The sequence below is a fragment of the Methylomonas sp. TEB genome, from assembly GCF_047777895.1.
Taxonomy (GTDB): Bacteria; Pseudomonadota; Gammaproteobacteria; order Methylococcales; family Methylomonadaceae; genus Methylomonas.
In genome coordinates, this window is the sequence record NZ_CP180476.1 from 420,998 (window position 1) to 437,906 (window position 16,909).

At 48.9% G+C, this 16,909-nt stretch carries 15 protein-coding genes; 8 read left to right on the forward strand and 7 right to left on the reverse strand.

Annotated features, from left to right (window positions below; genetic code table 11):
• Window positions 1–88 precede the first annotated feature (88 nt).
• On the reverse strand, window positions 89–724 hold the full coding sequence (gene nth / locus ACMXD4_RS01825; protein ID WP_171696812.1) for an endonuclease III: 636 nt from the start codon (window positions 722–724) through the stop codon (window positions 89–91).
• A 211-nt stretch (window positions 725–935) separates the two neighbouring features.
• Between nth and smbP the strand changes: the two genes are divergently transcribed.
• Window positions 936–1,271 carry a small metal-binding protein SmbP gene (gene smbP / locus ACMXD4_RS01830; RefSeq protein WP_415879679.1) on the forward strand — a complete coding sequence of 112 codons (336 nt, stop codon included), beginning with the start codon at window positions 936–938 and terminating at the stop codon, window positions 1,269–1,271.
• Between the two features lie 77 nt (window positions 1,272–1,348).
• Here smbP and ACMXD4_RS01835 read toward each other — a convergent pair whose 3' ends face one another.
• On the reverse strand, window positions 1,349–2,182 hold the full coding sequence (locus tag ACMXD4_RS01835) for a thymidylate synthase (protein ID WP_171696810.1): 834 nt from the start codon (window positions 2,180–2,182) through the stop codon (window positions 1,349–1,351).
• Between the two features lie 182 nt (window positions 2,183–2,364).
• On the opposite strand from ACMXD4_RS01835, the gene ACMXD4_RS01840 reads away from it, so the two are divergent.
• From ACMXD4_RS01840 to ACMXD4_RS01855, 4 genes are all read left to right on the forward strand, one after another.
• A complete protein-coding gene (locus tag ACMXD4_RS01840) occupies window positions 2,365–2,577 on the forward strand; it encodes a hypothetical protein (protein ID WP_171696809.1) in 213 nt (70 codons plus the stop codon).
• A 126-nt stretch (window positions 2,578–2,703) separates the two neighbouring features.
• The gene (locus tag ACMXD4_RS01845) at window positions 2,704–3,294 is read left to right on the forward strand and encodes a DUF4124 domain-containing protein (RefSeq protein WP_415879680.1); all 591 of its coding nucleotides are present in this window, start codon (window positions 2,704–2,706) and stop codon (window positions 3,292–3,294) included.
• Complete coding sequence (locus ACMXD4_RS01850; RefSeq protein WP_171696807.1) at window positions 3,291–4,124, forward strand: SDR family oxidoreductase; 834 nt, start codon at window positions 3,291–3,293, stop codon at window positions 4,122–4,124. The genes ACMXD4_RS01845 and ACMXD4_RS01850 overlap by 4 nt, the downstream gene beginning before the upstream one ends.
• 68 nt (window positions 4,125–4,192) lie before the next feature.
• Window positions 4,193–4,675, forward strand: a complete 483-nt coding sequence (locus ACMXD4_RS01855; protein ID WP_253734528.1) for a hypothetical protein — start codon at window positions 4,193–4,195, stop codon at window positions 4,673–4,675.
• 74 nt (window positions 4,676–4,749) lie between these two features.
• Here the strand turns inward: ACMXD4_RS01855 and ACMXD4_RS01860 are convergent, their stop codons facing one another.
• On the reverse strand, window positions 4,750–5,571 hold the full coding sequence (locus ACMXD4_RS01860; RefSeq protein ID WP_171696806.1) for a hypothetical protein: 822 nt from the start codon (window positions 5,569–5,571) through the stop codon (window positions 4,750–4,752).
• Window positions 5,572–5,680: 109 nt separating this feature from the next.
• Here ACMXD4_RS01860 and ACMXD4_RS01865 point away from each other — a divergent pair, with 109 nt between their 5' ends.
• On the forward strand, window positions 5,681–6,118 hold the full coding sequence (locus ACMXD4_RS01865; protein ID WP_171697824.1) for an Rsd/AlgQ family anti-sigma factor: 438 nt from the start codon (window positions 5,681–5,683) through the stop codon (window positions 6,116–6,118).
• 35 nt (window positions 6,119–6,153) lie between these two features.
• Here ACMXD4_RS01865 and ACMXD4_RS01870 read toward each other — a convergent pair whose 3' ends face one another.
• On the reverse strand, window positions 6,154–8,790 hold the full coding sequence (locus ACMXD4_RS01870) for a UPF0182 family protein (protein WP_101051457.1): 2,637 nt from the start codon (window positions 8,788–8,790) through the stop codon (window positions 6,154–6,156).
• A gap of 453 nt (window positions 8,791–9,243) precedes the next feature.
• Complete coding sequence (locus tag ACMXD4_RS01875; protein ID WP_415879681.1) at window positions 9,244–10,974, reverse strand: multicopper oxidase domain-containing protein; 1,731 nt, start codon at window positions 10,972–10,974, stop codon at window positions 9,244–9,246.
• A gap of 255 nt (window positions 10,975–11,229) precedes the next feature.
• Here ACMXD4_RS01875 and ACMXD4_RS01880 point away from each other — a divergent pair, with 255 nt between their 5' ends.
• Window positions 11,230–12,930 (forward strand): exo-beta-1,3-glucanase, encoded by a 1,701-nt coding sequence (locus ACMXD4_RS01880; RefSeq protein ID WP_171696804.1) that lies wholly within the window; start codon window positions 11,230–11,232, stop codon window positions 12,928–12,930.
• Window positions 12,931–13,168: 238 nt separating this feature from the next.
• Window positions 13,169–13,855, forward strand: a complete 687-nt coding sequence (locus ACMXD4_RS01885) for a hypothetical protein (RefSeq protein WP_171696803.1) — start codon at window positions 13,169–13,171, stop codon at window positions 13,853–13,855.
• A gap of 126 nt (window positions 13,856–13,981) precedes the next feature.
• On the opposite strand, the gene ACMXD4_RS01890 is transcribed toward ACMXD4_RS01885, so the two are convergent.
• Window positions 13,982–15,292 (reverse strand): GGDEF domain-containing protein, encoded by a 1,311-nt coding sequence (locus ACMXD4_RS01890; protein ID WP_171696802.1) that lies wholly within the window; start codon window positions 15,290–15,292, stop codon window positions 13,982–13,984.
• Between the two features lie 13 nt (window positions 15,293–15,305).
• Window positions 15,306–16,832 carry a GGDEF domain-containing protein gene (locus tag ACMXD4_RS01895; protein ID WP_205452762.1) on the reverse strand — a complete coding sequence of 509 codons (1,527 nt, stop codon included), beginning with the start codon at window positions 16,830–16,832 and terminating at the stop codon, window positions 15,306–15,308.
• Window positions 16,833–16,909: the final 77 nt, after the last annotated feature.

Sequence of the window (16,909 nt, forward strand, 5' to 3'; positions counted from 1 at the left end):
ATTTTTTAATTATGTTGCTCCAGCATGCAACTGCCGGGGCTTACGACTGACGCGAAATATTTATGACTCTACTCCGATTATTGCATATTCAGTCTAAATTCTTTGCCTTAAATTCACAGACATCGGCGATGCAGCAAGCGCCGCAACGCGGCTTCCTGGCCACACAAATATATCGGCCGTGTAGAATCAGCAGATGGTGCGCGTCTTTCTTGTACTGCTTGGGCACGGTTTTATCCAGCTTCCGCTCCACTTCCAGGACATTTTTGCCCGGCGCCAGGCCGATGCGATTGGCGACCCGGAAAATATGCGTATCTACGGCGATGGTCGGCTCCCCAAATGCGGTGTTTAAAATCACATTCGCCGTTTTGCGGCCCACTCCGGCCAGCGCCTCTAGTGCTTCCCGCTGACGCGGCACTTCTCCTCCATGCTGTTCCAGTAGAGTCTGACAAAGTTTTATGACATTTGCCGCCTTGCTGTTGAATAAGCCGATGGTTTTGATGTGCTCCTTCAAACCGTCTTCACCCAAAGCCAGGATCGCCTGCGGTGTATTCGCCACGGGAAACAACTTGGCAGTCGCCTTGTTGACGCCCTTATCGGTCGCTTGCGCGGACAACACCACCGCCACCAGTAATTCGAACGGGGTAGTGAAATTCAGTTCGGTGGTCGGATTCGGCGTGGCTTCGGCCAAGCGCTGGAATATCTGTAGGCGTTTTTCGTTATTCATGCTCAAAAAGGGATGCAAAGCCAAGCTTTCCAGGATTCTCCCGGCTTGCAAGGCAAATATTGGTGGCGTCGTTACTTGTTCACTAAAGGAACTAAGTAACGAGTCAACTAAATTGTCTCATTTAGTTTGGAACCAAACTCGCGCGCATCAAGTCACTAGCTAGCACTCAGAATGGGTGCGGAAAACCACAACAATTCAATTCGGGGGAATTATGAAAACATTTACTGCCATTACCATTAGTGCATTACTGCTCGCGAGTGCCGGTGTATTCGCCGAAGAACATGCTACCGAAGCCTTGAAGCATGCCGAACAGGCTGTCACCCACGGCAAAGCCGGCCATAGCCCGATTTTGGTGGAACATGCCGAAGCGGCCTTAACCCATGCCAAGAAAGGTGCTGAAGTCGCCAAGGGCGAATCTAAAACGCATCTCGATGCCGGGGTAAAATCCCTGGAAAGCGCAATTGAACACGGCAAAATGGGCCATGCCGATGTCGCTACAAAAGCCGCCGAAGAAGCCGTTGACCATATCAAGGCGGGCAACAAGTAGATTCTTAACCGCTAATCAATAGATCCATTTGCGATCAAATAGATAGAGACGCAAATTCAGCGTCTCTATCTACTCACCTAAACTGAAACCGCACCGGCGATATGTCGATGTGCCTGATAATCCAGCAGTTCAAAGTCGGCAAATTCATAGGAAAATAGCGATTCCGGCCGGCGTTTTAATTGCAGCCGCGGCGGTGTCAAGGGTTGCCGGCTAAGTTGCAATGCAACTTGCTCAAAATGGTTGCGATAGATATGCACGTCACCGAACGACATGATTAACTCACCGACTTCTAAGTCGCATTGCTGTGCCAGCATATGCGTTAACAAGGCCACACTGGCTTGATTGTAAGGCACCCCTAAAAAGCAATCGGCACTGCGCTGCGTCATCATGCAGGACAATTTGCCGTTAGCGACATAGAATTGATACAACACATGGCACGGTGGCAGGGCCATTCGCCCGGCTGCGGCATTCTCGCGCGGACCAACGGTTTCATCCGGCAAAAATGCCACATTCCAGCCGCTGACGATGTGTCGGCGCGAATCCGGTTTGTTTTTTAAACCGTCCAACAAAATCTGCATCTGATCGTAGCTCTCGCCATTCGGCCCCAGCCAGTTACGCCATTGCGCACCATATACAGGCCCCAGCTCGCCGTCTGGCGTGGCCCACTCATCCCAAATCGTTACACCGTGATCGTTCAAATATTGGATATTGGTATCGCCGCGTAAAAACCACAACAATTCATACGCAATGGATTTGAAATGTAGCTTCTTGGTCGTCAGCAACGGAAAGCCGTCAGCCAAGTTGTAACGCATCTGCCGACCGAACACTGACCGAGTACCGGTGCCGGTGCGGTCGCTTTTGTCGATGCCGTTATTCATGATGTCGGCGAGAAGATCCAGGTAGGGTTGCATAGCGCTCTTAGGTCGAAAATTGGCGGGCAGTATAACTTGCCGGCTTGATGAATACGACTGTCATGGCGGTGTTTCATGAGTCGTGATGGAGGCAGCCGAGAGCTTTAGATGTGCGGCAAAATGGCTGGTCGATCACCATGAGAAGAGGTGCGTGGCTAGCACCCAGCTACACGGTTTTGTAAATGCCGGATAAGCTCGCGGCGCTGTATGCCTTTAACCGTCAGCGTGTTCAGTTTGAGATAAGGGGCTTTATCGCCCAAGGATTTCGGGAAAAAGCAGCTGGTATTTCGCTCAAGTGCTTTCGCGGCGAACATGGCGGCCTCTGCGTTTTAAGCGGCTGGATATTGCTGAAAAGACTGATACACTTCGCCGTCGAGCTCACTTCCGGAAATTAATAGCCGGCAAAAACCACCAATTTTTTGCGCGATGCCAGGCTGGGGCTGGCCAATAGAAAAAATTTATTTACACTGATCGCGAGCTGAGTAATAGTTTTGTTTCGGCGTTTAATCAACAGGAATCCAATGAAAAATCTGTTCTTCGTTTTTGCCCTGTGCCTGTCCGCGGATAGTTGGGCTGGGGTATTTAAATGCACTGATGTCAGCGGCCACACCAATTATCAAGCGTCACCCTGCACGGTGGAGCACAAAGCGGTGCAAATGAATACCAAAACCGGCAGCAGTGTTGATTTAAATGCGCTGGAAAGGCAGCAAGCCGCAGAAGCCGAATTGAAAAAACAGCAGTCTGCGCAGGAACAAGCCGAGCACCAGGCCAAACTCGACGCCATCGCCAAAAATAAACAAGATGCCCGAGTTCAGAGTGAAATGACACAGACTCTGATCAAGCAAAACCCCATGCAATTTTCCGCATTCGCCATTCCACCTTACGATCCGGAAAAACTACCCGCGCAAGTCAAACCCTTCGAAACGCGCCTGCCGGATGTTGAAAAATTCCGCAGGCTGGCCGCACAAAAAGCCTTAGCCAGCGGCGAGTGTCAGCGAATTGAAACCGATGAGCTCACTGGGAAGAGCAAACCGGACCAGCTAAATTTTCTGATTAATTGCAGCAGCGGCAAAACCTTTTTGTTCAACGAGGCTGATCTCGTTCAACCATGATTGTCGGCAAAACGCTGTTTATCACCGGCTGCTCTTCCGGCATCGGTTATCACACTGCGCTGTTTTTGCAGCAGCGCGGTCATCGGGTAATTTGCTCCGCGCGTAAGCCTGAGGATGTAGAGCGTTTGCGCGGTGAAGGCTTCGAATGTCTGCAACTTGATTTGGCGGATTCGCGGAGCATTCAACGCGCGGTCAACGAATTAATCGCGCTGACCGACGGCAAGATCGATGCATTGTTCAATAACGGCGCCTTCGGCCAGCCCGGCGCCGTAGAAGATTTGAGCAGGGATGTGCTGCGCCACCAATTCGAAACCAATCTGTTCGGCACCCACGAATTGACCAATCTGCTATTACCGCTGATGCGCAAACAAGGCCATGGCCGGGTGATCTATAACAGCTCGGTACTGGGGTTCGTGGCGATGAAGTTTCGCGGCGCGTATAACGCCAGCAAATTCGCATTGGAAGGCTTGGCGGATACCTTGCGTTTGGAATTGCGCGGCACAGGCATTCATATCGTATTGATTGAACCGGGGCCGATAACGAGCCGTTTCCGGGAAAATGCCTTTGCTTTGTATCAAAAGCATATCGATGCCGAGGCCAGTTTTCACAAAGAAACTTATAAAGCGATGGAAGCAAGGCTACAAAAACCCGGCCCGGCGGCACCTTTCACGTTACCGGCTAGTGCAGTCGCTGAAAAAGTGGCGCATGCATTGGAGTCGAATAGGCCGAAAATTCGCTACCGGGTAACGGTACCCACGCATTTGTTTGCCTGGTTGAAACGGCTGCTGCCCAGCGCATGGCTGGACAAGCTGCTAGTCAGCGTCGAATAAGGCCGCAGCGGCATTTTTTCGTCACCGAAAAAACCATAAAAACCGCTATAAACAGGCTAGCAAACAGAATGAACTGTGCTATTATCCCGGCCCAACATGTAGTGGTTAAAGCGGTTGGGTTAGCAGCTATATGTTCTTATAAAAATAACTGTGAGGTTCAATACATGAAAATTTTAAAAAGTGCTGTTATCGCGTTCTCTTTAGCTGCTGCCATGGGTTCTTTTTCAACAGCTGCCGTTGCTGAATCTGATCCAGGTAGAACTGCTTACAAACCTACCGATGTAATCAATGAGGTTGTAGCGCGCATTACAGCTGCCGAGACAGCAATCAACAATGGTGCCGAAGGTGATGCCGTTGTCGATTTGATCAAAAAAGCGGCTGATTTTATCAAAGAACTCAACGCAAACGACAAAGTTGCTAGATATGCAGATAAAGCCAGAGGCCATTTGAAAGCAGCTATTACTTCTGCTAAAGCCGCTAACTTGCAAGAAGCCAAAGAACATTTGGCTACCGGCAAAGAAGGTGTCCAAGAATTGAAAAAAATGCTGTAATTCTGTCCCGGGGTGTCTTTCGGGGCACCCCGTATTTTTTCATTCCCCCGCGTTCGTCACCACTCCTGCAATAGTTACAAATAATACTGATGCTTCTCTAGCTGGGTTTCCAACCAAGCTAATAACGCCCTCGCATTTTCAAATTTTGTCCCAGCTAAATTGAGCATGGTCGCGTGGTTTAATGCTTGCCAACGATTCACCAGTGTGTGCAATTTAGCGGCGTTGGTCGCCGTGAAATGAAACTGTTCAAGCAGCTGTTTGTATAGCTCACTTTCCAATGTTGGTAGCGATCCTCTGAGTGTAGTCAGCACGGCGATCATACCTTCGACGTCAGCAATACGCGCCTGCACCCAAGCCACCACCAACTCCTCATTGATTTTCTCCAGTGCCGATTCGGCATTATCCGAAACCACTTTTAAACAGTGAATCAATTCGCTGGAACTGAATTTAACGGCTATTTCGTAAAACGCCGCAGCCTCCATATCGCGCAGATTCTCGTCGTTGTACTCGACGTCGGCTCGGGATAAAGTAATTAGCGGCAGGGTGGGGCACGGGGCATCGAAAGCCAGTTGCGGATAAAAACGGCGTTGGGTTTCGGCGTCGGTGATTTTATCGGCCAAAAAGCAACTGCCTAGCGCCTGGTGGCGATGTCCGGCGATGCCGAAATTGAGCAGGATAGGTTGGGTTGCCTCGGGAAAATGCGCCAGCGTATAAGCCACCGCGCCAGCCATGGCGATTTTGCCTACACCGCTAATCACCAAAACGATGTCGGCGTTTTTGTAAATCGCAAAGGGCTGCTTTTGTGGTAGTTTTTTTAGTCGCCATGCCTGAATTAACGGTTTGGCCTCACAGGGCAATGCGACAAAGATAAAAGTTGATGGTGCAAAGTCAATCACAGTTTTTAAGAAAAATTCCCTTATATTTTAATCAATTGTTGAATATTCATGATAATTCACATAAATTTAAGATTCGTCAATTTTCAAAGGGAGACGTGCCGTGACTGAAATGAATTCCGTAGCTAACAACACCAGTTCAAATAACTTGCACTTGGTGACAGCATTGCAGGAGGAGCGCTCTGCCGTCTGGGCTTTGTATTGTCAACTCGCCGAAATGAAGCCATTCTCCAGCGAGAACGCAATCAGGCCAATGTTGTCTGAGTTTTCGCAACTGCTGATAGATTACGTATCGTTTGGGCACTTCAGCATCTACGAGCATCTAATTGCTGAGAAGCAGCATCAAAGTTCAGCGTTGTCTCACGCGGAAAAGATATATCCGGCATTTTCCAGCACTACCGCGTCGGCTGTTACTTTTAGCGACACTTACGACGATGGCAGGCGTAAATTTAATACCGCGAATCTGGCTCAGGATTTATCCATGCTTGGCGAACGGCTGGCGGAACGCATGGAGCTGGAAGACCGGCTGTGCTCCATGCTGCTGCATTGATGCGCAGATATTGCCCCTGAAAAGCTCCGAATAGCCTATTTGCTTTCAGCTGCCGAAACGCCTGAAACAGGCCCAGCTGCGCCTTTAATAAACAAATCCTTCAAACGACTGAAGGCCGCCTGCAAGGTTTTGTCCATCACCACCTGATTGCCTATCGAAACAATTACCCGCGCCAGCTCAGGCATCTTGGTTTTGGTCGCCAGCATATAAATAGGCTGTACATATAAAATCGAATTACCCATCGTCAATATCACCATCCGGCCTTTTTTAACTTCCGAGCCTTGTTGATTCCATAGGGTAAACTGCGAGGCGATTTCCGGGTTTTGATCGATCAGCGCATTGACTTGCGAAGGTCCGTTAACCTGCACGGCCTTAGGGAATTTGAAAATAGTGATACCCGGCTTGTAACTGTGGTCGCAGCTTTTTTCGTCAACTGTGCCGGCAATGCCCACCATGCTTAAATTGTCCCTATGGATCGGGGTCATCGGATTAATCATCACAAACTCCTCCAAATCGTTGCAACGATCAAAGTCCATCGTAATGAAATACGGTAATACCGGCTGTCCATCCACGGAGGCGAACTGCCAGGTTTCCGCCTGTTCATAAAACAACTCCGGGCTGTTTTGATGATATTTAGCGTAAATTTTCATTTGCATATAGTACAAGTCGCGCGGATAACGCAGATGCTGCATTAGCTCGTCGGGCATTTCCCGCAAATTTTTGAAAACGCCGGGATACGCGCGGTTGTAAGCGTTGATGATCGGATCTTTTGGGTCGGAAATATAGTAATCGACGCTACCGTCATAGGCATCGACCACAATTTTGACCGAATTACGGATGTAATTGAACTTGTGCTGGCCGTCCAGATAATCGTCAGCTGCCGGTTTGGAGACCGGGTAATAATTGGATAAGGTATAGGCGTCCTGTATCCAGTAGAAGCGATCCTTGTCAACAACCAAATACGGATCTTTATCCAGGTGTAAAAACGGCGTCAGCGCGGTAATTCGCTCGTCGATATTGCGACGCAGAAGTAACTTGCTTTGCGCGGATATGTTGGGAGAGAAGAATATTTTTTCGTCTTTCAGGTAAAACGCGAACAACATTTTTCTGAACAGCGACGGAATCGGTATGCCGGAGATACCCTGATAATCCAGCGATTCGCCTGGCGCAGAGCCGGAAATATCGGTCACAGCCAAGTTGTTCGGTACGATCGCGTAGCGATATTTTTCCTGGCCGTAATAAATGTCGGGGTACTTCACGGAAAACCCAACATCCGAAGTCATGTTCAAATCGCGCAAGTACCAAACGATAGGAATGCCGGCATCCTGAGCGGCTGGAGATATGACCGCGCCGTAGCCATGGGTGTAGCGCAAATGGGTGTTTTCCCAGTTTTGCGCCTCCTTGGGCAATTTATCGATATTGACTTCACGGGCTGCCAGATTGACTTGTTGATGATGTCCGTTAATAAAATAACGGTCTTCATCGACAGTCGGAAAGCCATAATAAGGCCGAATGCCTTGTAACTGCATATAGCTGTCGATCAGAAATTCGCGATCCCAAACCGGAATGTTTTCGAAATGTTTTTTGGTCGACCAGGCTTCTATATCTTTGGTGGCGTCCAGATTGACCTGAAAATCGACGGTTTTAATATTGTTTAAATCGAATGCCGCCATGGTGGCGTCAATGTTATGCCGAATCGAATCACCTTCGGTGCGGGTAAAATTAGGCTTGACGATGAATTTTTCAATCAACTCCGGTAGGGTGTGAGAGCCTTGCAGGCCCCAAACAGCCAAAAAACCCAACGAGGCAACGATAATAGGCGTTTTACTACGATGTCTCTCCGACAGCGCGTAAAAAACTACCGATATGGCAATCGCCAAAAAGAACAAGACTTCAAGCCAAATCATAGGCAACTTGTAACGCAATTCGACAAAGCCGGGGCCAAAAAACACCGGTTCGTTACCCCCGGAATATAACAAGGCGAAGCGTTCCAGTAAAAATCCCCAGACCACAAACAGCACTACGAATGCAAACAGCACCGTCAAATGGATCTTCGCACCCAGTGGAAATTCCTTGCTTTGATTGGGGACAAATTCATGCTCCATCCAATACAGCACGCCGGTCGCCAAAAACACAATAACCGCTGTGGTTAACAACTCCTTCTGAATCAGCATGTAAATCGGATAGGAAAACATGTAGAAGCTGACGTCGTTGCCATATACCGGATCGACGATGCCCGATGCGCTGCCGAAGAAAAACAGCAGCGCCTGCTCCCATTGCAAATAGAACGGCACAGCAATCACTACGGCGAGTAGCAGTGAAATGGGAGTATAGATACGAGCCGAACCACTCATGAACACATCGGCAAAGCGTTGAAAACGCCGACGCTTGGAATCGTCCATCAATATTTCATCGGGCGGGTTCAGGCCCAGGTAGCGAGAGGCAATCCAGAAGTGAAATAAAAAAACAGCAAAGAAAAACGCAGTAACCGCACCGGAGAAAATAAATCGGTAGAGTAATTTCAACCAAAAGTAAGCTTCGAATTCCAGCGAACGGAACCACCATAAATCCACGAAAAAATCGAGAAACACGAAGTAGAACGCGACATATAGCACAATAGCAGTTGCGAGGGTCGCTAAAGTGATCGCCGGCAACAGTTTCCAGTTACGCATAATTTCCTCTTTTCTTAGATATCCGAGCGCCTACTTGCGGAACACGCCGCCAAACTATGGTCGGCAATGTCCCCTTAACATCAATGGCTGAGCATTCTAACACCCAAATCCGGATTGTGATTGTCCGGCATATTGTCTGGTTGTTGGCTGGATTACCGAGTTGTTTGTCGCGGCGAAAAGAGGCGAGTTCAATGCGCTACGAAATAGCTGATTGCCTCCGTCAAATGACAGGAAGGGCTGCTTGCCAACTGACGTCAACGGCAGTAGGTCGCAAATTTTTGCCGGATTTTAGATGGCGCAGGATTGCGCGCAATTCGCTTTGGTCATAACAATACAAGATTGCTTTGCATCACTCAGGACACGATGCGGAGTTACACGCGAGCCTATAGCAAAACGCCGCTGCCGAGGCTTTAGCTCGACAGCGGCGTTGGTCTGGCGCAGAGCAGTTGGCGCTTACTTTTTGAACATCGCCATGATCCGCTGGCGATTGGCAAAGCCGACATAACTCAAACCGCCTAGTATCAAGCCATACAGCAATTGCCCAATAAAAGACGGCTGATTTCCGGCTGCTTCCGCTTTCGCAGCGGCGTCGCCCGTATTCAACGGGGGAGGCGGTGGCGGCACAAAAGCTACTTGCTTTTTATTACTGATATCCGGCAAACCTAAGCTCTTCCAGGCATCGTAATCTTGCCAGGCCGGGTATTTACCTTGCCAGAATTCTCTGGTGAAGTAAGGCGCCAGGCTCATGCCATGGACTTTGGGGATGCCTTTCTCGTCGGAAAAACCTTTGTAAACCACTAAGCTGATGTCACCACCCTCGCCGATACCGTTAGTAGTGAAGGATTTCTCGACGTGGTCGTGAAACATCCACACGCCTTGACCAAAACTGTTCAAGCCATCGTCAACACCGCTTAATTCCAGATCGATACGCTGGGCGGGTACCATGCCATGTACGTCGCGCTTGATATAAGAATTAGGGCCGTTATCGACACCATCGTAATGCGTCACCATAGGCTTGTGGCCGTGCACGTGCAGCGCAAATGCTTCTTCATGACCATTCAAGACTCGCAATTTGACCTTTTTGTTTTCTTCCATCAAGATCAGCGATTCCCTCAATGTGTAAGGGAATGAACGACCATTCAGCATGAAATAATCGGGGCTAGCATCAGTAATGTCATATTCCTGATTCATCCGCCGGGCAATAATCCGCGGATCATTGGCGGATCGCACCATTTCATGCAATTCCTTATCAACCGATTGATAGTGCAGATCGTACTCGGCCGCATATTTTTCTTTGACCGCTACCGATGGATGGCGAACCTGTCCGTTGCCGACGTTGAAAACCTGTACCCAGTTGTTGGGGCGATTTTCCTCGACCACAAACATGCCTTGCAAACCCATCGGAATATGAGTGTGTGGCTGTACGTGACAGTGGTAATACATAGTGCCGGGTTGGCGCGGTTTGATTACATAAGTTTTGCTCTGGCCGGGCAAAACATCCATCTGGCCGGTTTGACCGACACCATCGTTGCCTTCGCCGCTATGATCCATGTAAGGATGATCTACGCCATGCAAGTGGATTGAGTGCGGAAAGTAATGGCTGTTTTCCAGCACCAACCACACAATATCGCCTTGTTCGACCCGGATAGTTGGCGATGGCGCGCGCAATAAAGGATTGGCCACCGGCTCGTACAAGCTCAATGTAGACATATCGCGCGTTTTCGGCGCGTATACCCAGAAAGTCGGTTGAATGCCGGGGGCAATGTCAAAGGTGGTGGTGGGGTCTTTCATGTCCGGAGAATGGCCGTTCAATTCGGCAATTTCCAGCTTAATAATATAGTGGTCGGGGTCGCCGTCGCCGTCCATATCTTCGCCGAGTGTGATGGCATCAGCGGCGAGCTGTGTCTCCATTAAGGTAGACATGGAAATATTATTGGTGCCTTTAACAAAAGCAGCGATTTCAGCAGGATTATCGGGGTTACACATCCGTGATTCTTGTATTTCGACTCCGTCGATCACTTGCGCATCACGCCACTTGGCATCGGTAAATTCGGAACAAACTTCCTCTGCCGCACCCATCTTGACGCTATTGGTCGCCGGTAGTTTGTCTACCGCCGCCACAGCCCATTGCGACGCCGGAAGCAGCATGGCGCCACATAGAATGGGGATAACCTTTTTATGCATACAAAACCTCATAAAACAGACGAATTGACGGAAGCCTTAATAAGGTTTCCGAATATCAGAAAAGCCAGATACTGTAACCAGAACCCATGGGTAAAGTACAGTAAATATTTAATGAACTCGCGACAATCCTGACCGTTATTACTTAGCTGCCAAACGATGTAATTCGGGAATGCGGCTAATGCCTTATAATTCCATGACGAGCGATTATTGCCAGTCAATCCGCGTCATTTTTGCAACAGACCCCTCAGTCAGATTATGCCCAGCATCAGAGTATTGCTTTGTTTGATTTTCATTTTTTTAGTTCACGGCAGTTTCGCCTGGTTGAACAATCAGCCGCAAGACGCCGGCACGGACGTGCCCTCCGGCAAGTTGATGAGCCTCTCCTTCGCACCGTTTCGGGAGGGCTTTAGTCCGCTGGAAGAAAAATTCCCATTGCCGGAACATATCGATGAAGACTTGCGTCTGCTGGCAGACAAAACGGAAAGCATCCGCACTTACTCCAGTCTCGGCGGCCAACAACCCACTCCGGGGTTAGCTCGCAAACACGGATTGAAAATGATCCAGGGCGCCTGGCTTGGTTACGGGTACAAAGACAACAGTAATGAAGTTAATGCGTTGATCAAATCGGCCAATGAAAACCCCGACGTGGTGAAACGAGTGATTGTCGGCAACGAAGTGTTATTGCGCGGCGACATGGATGTTGACCGGCTGATAGGTTATATCCGCGAGGTGAAGAAAGCGGTCAAGCAACCCGTGTCTTATGCGGACGTCTGGTCGATGTATATGAAGTACCCCAAACTGATCAACGAAGTGGACTTCATCACCATTCACATCCTGCCTTATTGGGAGGATGAACCCATTTCGGTGGAGAATGCCTCGCAGCATCTGGAAAAAATTGTCAAACAGGTAGAAGACGAAGCCCGTGGCATTGCGCCCGGCAAACCTATATTGATAGGTGAGTCCGGTTGGCCCAGCGCCGGCAGACAGCGCGGCATGGCCATTCCTGGTGTCGTCAACGAAGCCACATTCATTCGCGGCATGATCCAGGTCGCCAATCGCCACGGCTTTGATTACAACATTGTCGAAGCCTTTAACCAACCCTGGAAAAGTGAACTGGAGGGCGTGGTGGGGGCCAACTGGGGCTTGTTCTCGGCGGACCGCGAACCAGTATTCCCGTTGACCGGCCCGGTCAACGAAGCACCCAATTGGCCGATCCGCTTTGCCGTCGCCACGCTGATCTGGCTGTTGGCAATCGCGAGGTATTCCAAAAAGCTGGAGCAAGTTTCGCTGATCCGCATGTTGGCGTTTTTCACCCTGGCGCAAGTCTTCAGCGTTTGCCTGGTGACATTGGCCGATTTTCTCTGGTACACCAGTTACAGCACTTGGCAAAGGCTTTATACCGTAGCCTTGGTGATCGCGAATACGATTCTCGGCGCGCTGCTGCTTGAACGTGGCAGCGATATTTTGATTGATAAACCAGGCAGTATTAAGTTGGCCAATAGCTTAAGAGCCGGTTATCTAGTCTTCATATTGTTGGCACTTTATAAAACTTACGGACTGGCTATGAATGGGCGCTATTTGAGCTTTCCGATCGAGCAGTTTGCCATTCCGGCTATTGGGGTGATCGGTTTGATTGCTTGCCTATGGCTAAAGGAGCATAAATTCAATGGCCGAGTTTTGGCGTTTGACAGTCTAATTGGCGGGAACTTGCAAAGCCGCCGTGATCGGTTCTTGGCTTATTTACTGAGTTTTGGCGCCATCGCGCTAATACTGGGAGAGGTCAAAGCCTTTATGGATGGCCGGGATTTCATTCAAGCTCACCCAGGCTTTTCAGAAGGTTTGCCCTTTGCGCTGAGCTACACCTTGTATAACCAACAGTTGCTTGGCTGGCTGGCTTGTTTGCTTATGCTGTCCTTGCCGTTCTGGACTAAGCATCGCAGTAAACAGGACGCTTAAGTTTTACGTTAATGGGTATGACGCCGTAATACCTGTTTTTTCAACCCGAAAAGTCGTTGTTATATCGAGTGACAGTTTGCCGCGCGTCAATTTGTCACATTTTCAAAACGCGCTTCCAGCATTAAACTGTATGCAACTCTTATGTATGCGCTCCCTCTCCTAAAGGGTAAAGAGTTTTAATATCCTTCCTCAATGCGGCCCTTGGGCCGCATCTTTTTTCTGGATGAGGTTGCTGTCTATGGAACGAAACTACTATTCAACTACGTCAACTTTCGTGCACCCTAACGAACTCAATTGGCGCACAGCTTTTCATGAAGCCGGTCATGCCGCGGCTATCCATCTTGGCAATCGCCAAAAACAATTACCTCCGGTATTTTTTGAAATACATGTCAAACGGCCTGTTAATGCTTACGACGATTTTTTTGCGAAAGTCGTAGACGGCAACTTAATCCAAAACTTGCCGATTGCTGTCGTGGAAAGCTTTAACGACTTATCCGACGATAAGCAGCAGCACGCCTGTCAACGCGCTTACGAAGCGGATGTTGTCAACTTATTGGTTGGGCCTTTGGCGGAAGCCAAATACGTGTCCATTCGCGATGACGAAGTTTTTAATATCAATCTAATAAGTTTCAATGCCTTACATAACTACGGCGGCTGCAGCGATCTGGAAAAGGCGCTCAGTTACCTGGATCACTTCATCGCGTCAAAAAGTCAGCGGGAAGAGAAAATGCAGGAATTGTTGCTTCAGGCTTTTCGCTTTATCGACAATCGCCGCCACTGGAAATGTATCCTTAATTTAGCCCACTATATCCTGGACAGTCAGCAGGAAATCATCTCCTGCGATGAGGCAATCGGCATATTCGACCGTTGCCTAACAGCCAATACACCGTTCAGATCGGTTAGCTATCCATTTTTATTTGGCTGAGAGTAAGCGAACAGATTGCTCAGTTGTGGGGAGCGCGTTTGTAGAGGCGATGCTAAAAAACTAACTTTTTGCGCTAGATAGCCAGTGTTCTAAAAGAACCGCCAAAAAGGTAGGAGCCGTTAAAAATTATCGTTCGAACACCGTACAGCGATTGCGCCCACCTTGTTTGGACTGATAGAGCGCCTGATCGGCCCGCACGAACACATCGTCATGCATGTCGCCGTCTATAAACTCACTGATACCGCAACTCAGGGTTAGATTGATATTTTCGCCGTTAGAATTAAATCCGCAGCTTTTAATCATCTTGCGGGTGTTTTCCGCCATTTCCAGCGCCTGAAGCGCACTAGTGTTGGGCATCAGCATCACAAATTCCTCGCCGCCGTAACGGGCGACGAAGTCAGTTTCCCGGCAGTTGTTCAGCAATAGCTGAGCAACCAAGGCCAGGGTTTTATCGCCGGACTTGTGGCCGTAGGTGTCATTGATTTGCTTGAAAAAATCAATATCCCAAATGATCAGCGCTAGCGGCGCTTTATAACGCTTCCAACGTTTCAATTCCATTTCCGCACGATTGTTATACGCCAGACGATTCGGCAATCCGGTCAAGGAATCGCTTAGGGCTTTGTCGTGCTCTATCTTAAGTTTGACGCGCAGGGTTTCTGTCTCGGTTTCCAGTTCCTGCAATTTTTGCGTCATTGACTCAATTTTTTCTTGTGCATCCCGCTGCCTTTCATCTTCTATTTGTTTATGCTCAAGTAACCGCTCCAGCAAACGATCAAGATGCTCGGCTGTCTGGTTCTTCAGCAAATCGAGTTCTTCAGCCGCCTGTGTCGAGTCCTTTAGATTGCCGACTTGCCTGTGAATTTCGGTGTTCATAATCTCGCGATCATCAATCAATGCGCGATTAGCTTGCCCGGCGGTTTCTACGTCTTGGCCGAGCTCGTCCAGCCTCTCGCTTAAATCGCCGAGAAATACATCGATACCTTTCTGCTCGGAGGCGCTGTAATCCTTGATGTTCAGCAACAATGTAATCGCTGAGTCGATGACTTTCTTATACGAATCCTCGCTGAGATTAGCTCTGACCCGTTGCTTTAATAGCGACGTCTGTTGCTGAAAACGTAAAGGCACCTCAGTTTCGCCAAGCAGTTCATCTAAACGCTCCAGCAAATAGTTGTGTTGTGACTCAGTAGCATCGTCTTCCCCGACGCTCACATTCTGCTTGGCTTGTTTGGAAATGTGTAACAAAGTTTTGGAAACCGCTTGCAACTCAGGCAGTAATTCCTGCGCATTAGCGCCGCTGCGCAACTTTGCACCTATTGCCAGAAGATGGGGCTCCAACAACTTGTGGCTGCCTTGGCAAAAAATCAGCAGCTGAATAACGAGCTTGTATAAAAACTTTTCGTTATCGAGTGGTGCGGAATAAGGGTTAGCAGTTGCCATGAATCAGACTTGGTTACACGACAACGCAGCGGTTACGGCCGGTTTGTTTGGCGCGGTACAAACCTGAGTCGGCTCGATTGAAAATCGATTCGTTAGTGTCGCCATCGATAAATTGGCTCATTCCGCAGGATAAGGTGATCGACACTTTGTTGCCATTGGCATTGAAGCTACTGTTTTCCAGGGTTTTTCGAAGCTTTTCCGCGATCACCAAGGCGGATTTGGCATCAGCGCCGGGTAATATCATCACAAACTCCTCGCCGCCGAAACGCGCCACGAAATCGGTTTCCCGGCAGTGTTTGAGTAATAATTCGGCTATCACAATCAGGGCCTTATCCCCGCTTTTATGGCCATAAGTGTCGTTGATGCTCTTAAACAGATCCACGTCCCAAACCATTAGTGTCATCGGCGATTTATGCCGTCGGCAACGCGCCATCTCATCCGCCAATCGATCCTCGAACGCCAACCGATTGGGCAGATTAGTCAACGGATCGCGGGTCGCGCGATGTTGGGCCAGATCCAGTTTCGAGCGCAACTCAGAGGACTCGGACTCCATTTCCCGCAACCTTTGTGACAGGATCTGCATGTCCCGTTGGGTTTTATCGCGTTCCTGCTGTTCCTGGAGATTGTGTGCTTGGATCTGTTGCGTGATAGTGGTTAATCGACTGCTGACAATTTGCTTCAGCGGCTCAAGTTGCGTCGCGTTCTCGGACTTTTCGCGTAGCTCCATAATTTGCTCGGATACCGCTTGATCCAGCAGATTGCGCTTTTTAACCCTTATTTCGTTGGCGGCGTTAACACCGGTCGCTTTTACACCTAACTCGGTTAATTGCTCGGTCAATTTCGACAAAAATGCCGCCATCTCCTGCTGTTCGGATTCCAAATGTTTTTTTATCGCCAACAGCAATGCAACCGTATCGTCAAAAATAGGCCCTAAGGCTTGATCGGCATGCAGCCGGTTTTTGATCTTTTCGGCGTCTTCGGCAAAAACCAACGGAATTTCCGCATTGTCCAACAAACGAACCAGTTGAATATTGATGGCTTTAGCATCCGCTCCGGTTAGCTCCAAGGCCAAGTCCATGTTGGTAAGCGGCTTGTTGCCCTCTATAAGCTCCAACAGTGCCAGATAAAAGGCCTGATTGTTACTGAACAGGCGGTTTTCGTATTTTTCGCGAATCTCATCAAGCTGATCCGAGTGTTGGGGATATTGTTTGCCAAGAAACTCGAACAGCAATGAAGCGTCCATGAGCGAAGGCTCAGGCGATTCTTCCAGCATTATCAGCGCATTAGAAAAAGCCGATAGCTCTTTCTGCAATTGCTGACTTTGCAGGCCGCTTTTTAATAAATTGCGAATACGGTTTAAGTGAGGATCAAGTTGCCGATTCAGGCCTTTTACGGCCAGCGCAAAACGGACGATGGTTTTGCATAACAACTCTTCGTTGGCTTTGTATTGTTTTTCAGTGTGTTCCTGGTCGTCCAACAGCTTGAGGTATTTTTCCTTCCACCTGTCTGGACCCTCATCCTTGTTTTTAAAAAAAACCATGAAACGTGCCCTAATTCTTAAATTCTTAGACGCTTGATTATAGACTATCGTTGAATTTGTGAAGAATATCCTACAAT

Coding starts and splice junctions, on each gene's coding strand:
- ACMXD4_RS01835 (WP_171696810.1), bottom strand. CDS start 2,182: ATGCAACCCTACCTGGATCTTCTCGCCGACATCATGAATAACGGCATC.
- ACMXD4_RS01870 (WP_101051457.1), bottom strand. CDS start 8,790: ATGCGTAACTGGAAACTGTTGCCGGCGATCACTTTAGCGACCCTCGCA.
- ACMXD4_RS01850 (WP_171696807.1), top strand. CDS start 3,291: ATGATTGTCGGCAAAACGCTGTTTATCACCGGCTGCTCTTCCGGCATC.
- ACMXD4_RS01875 (WP_415879681.1), bottom strand. CDS start 10,974: ATGCATAAAAAGGTTATCCCCATTCTATGTGGCGCCATGCTGCTTCCG.
- ACMXD4_RS01895 (WP_205452762.1), bottom strand. CDS start 16,832: ATGGTTTTTTTTAAAAACAAGGATGAGGGTCCAGACAGGTGGAAGGAA.
- ACMXD4_RS01840 (WP_171696809.1), top strand. CDS start 2,365: ATGCCGGATAAGCTCGCGGCGCTGTATGCCTTTAACCGTCAGCGTGTT.
- smbP (WP_415879679.1), top strand. CDS start 936: ATGAAAACATTTACTGCCATTACCATTAGTGCATTACTGCTCGCGAGT.
- ACMXD4_RS01880 (WP_171696804.1), top strand. CDS start 11,230: ATGCCCAGCATCAGAGTATTGCTTTGTTTGATTTTCATTTTTTTAGTT.
- ACMXD4_RS01890 (WP_171696802.1), bottom strand. CDS start 15,292: ATGGCAACTGCTAACCCTTATTCCGCACCACTCGATAACGAAAAGTTT.
- nth (WP_171696812.1), bottom strand. CDS start 724: ATGAATAACGAAAAACGCCTACAGATATTCCAGCGCTTGGCCGAAGCC.
- ACMXD4_RS01885 (WP_171696803.1), top strand. CDS start 13,169: ATGGAACGAAACTACTATTCAACTACGTCAACTTTCGTGCACCCTAAC.
- ACMXD4_RS01855 (WP_253734528.1), top strand. CDS start 4,193: ATGAACTGTGCTATTATCCCGGCCCAACATGTAGTGGTTAAAGCGGTT.
- ACMXD4_RS01845 (WP_415879680.1), top strand. CDS start 2,704: ATGAAAAATCTGTTCTTCGTTTTTGCCCTGTGCCTGTCCGCGGATAGT.
- ACMXD4_RS01865 (WP_171697824.1), top strand. CDS start 5,681: ATGAATTCCGTAGCTAACAACACCAGTTCAAATAACTTGCACTTGGTG.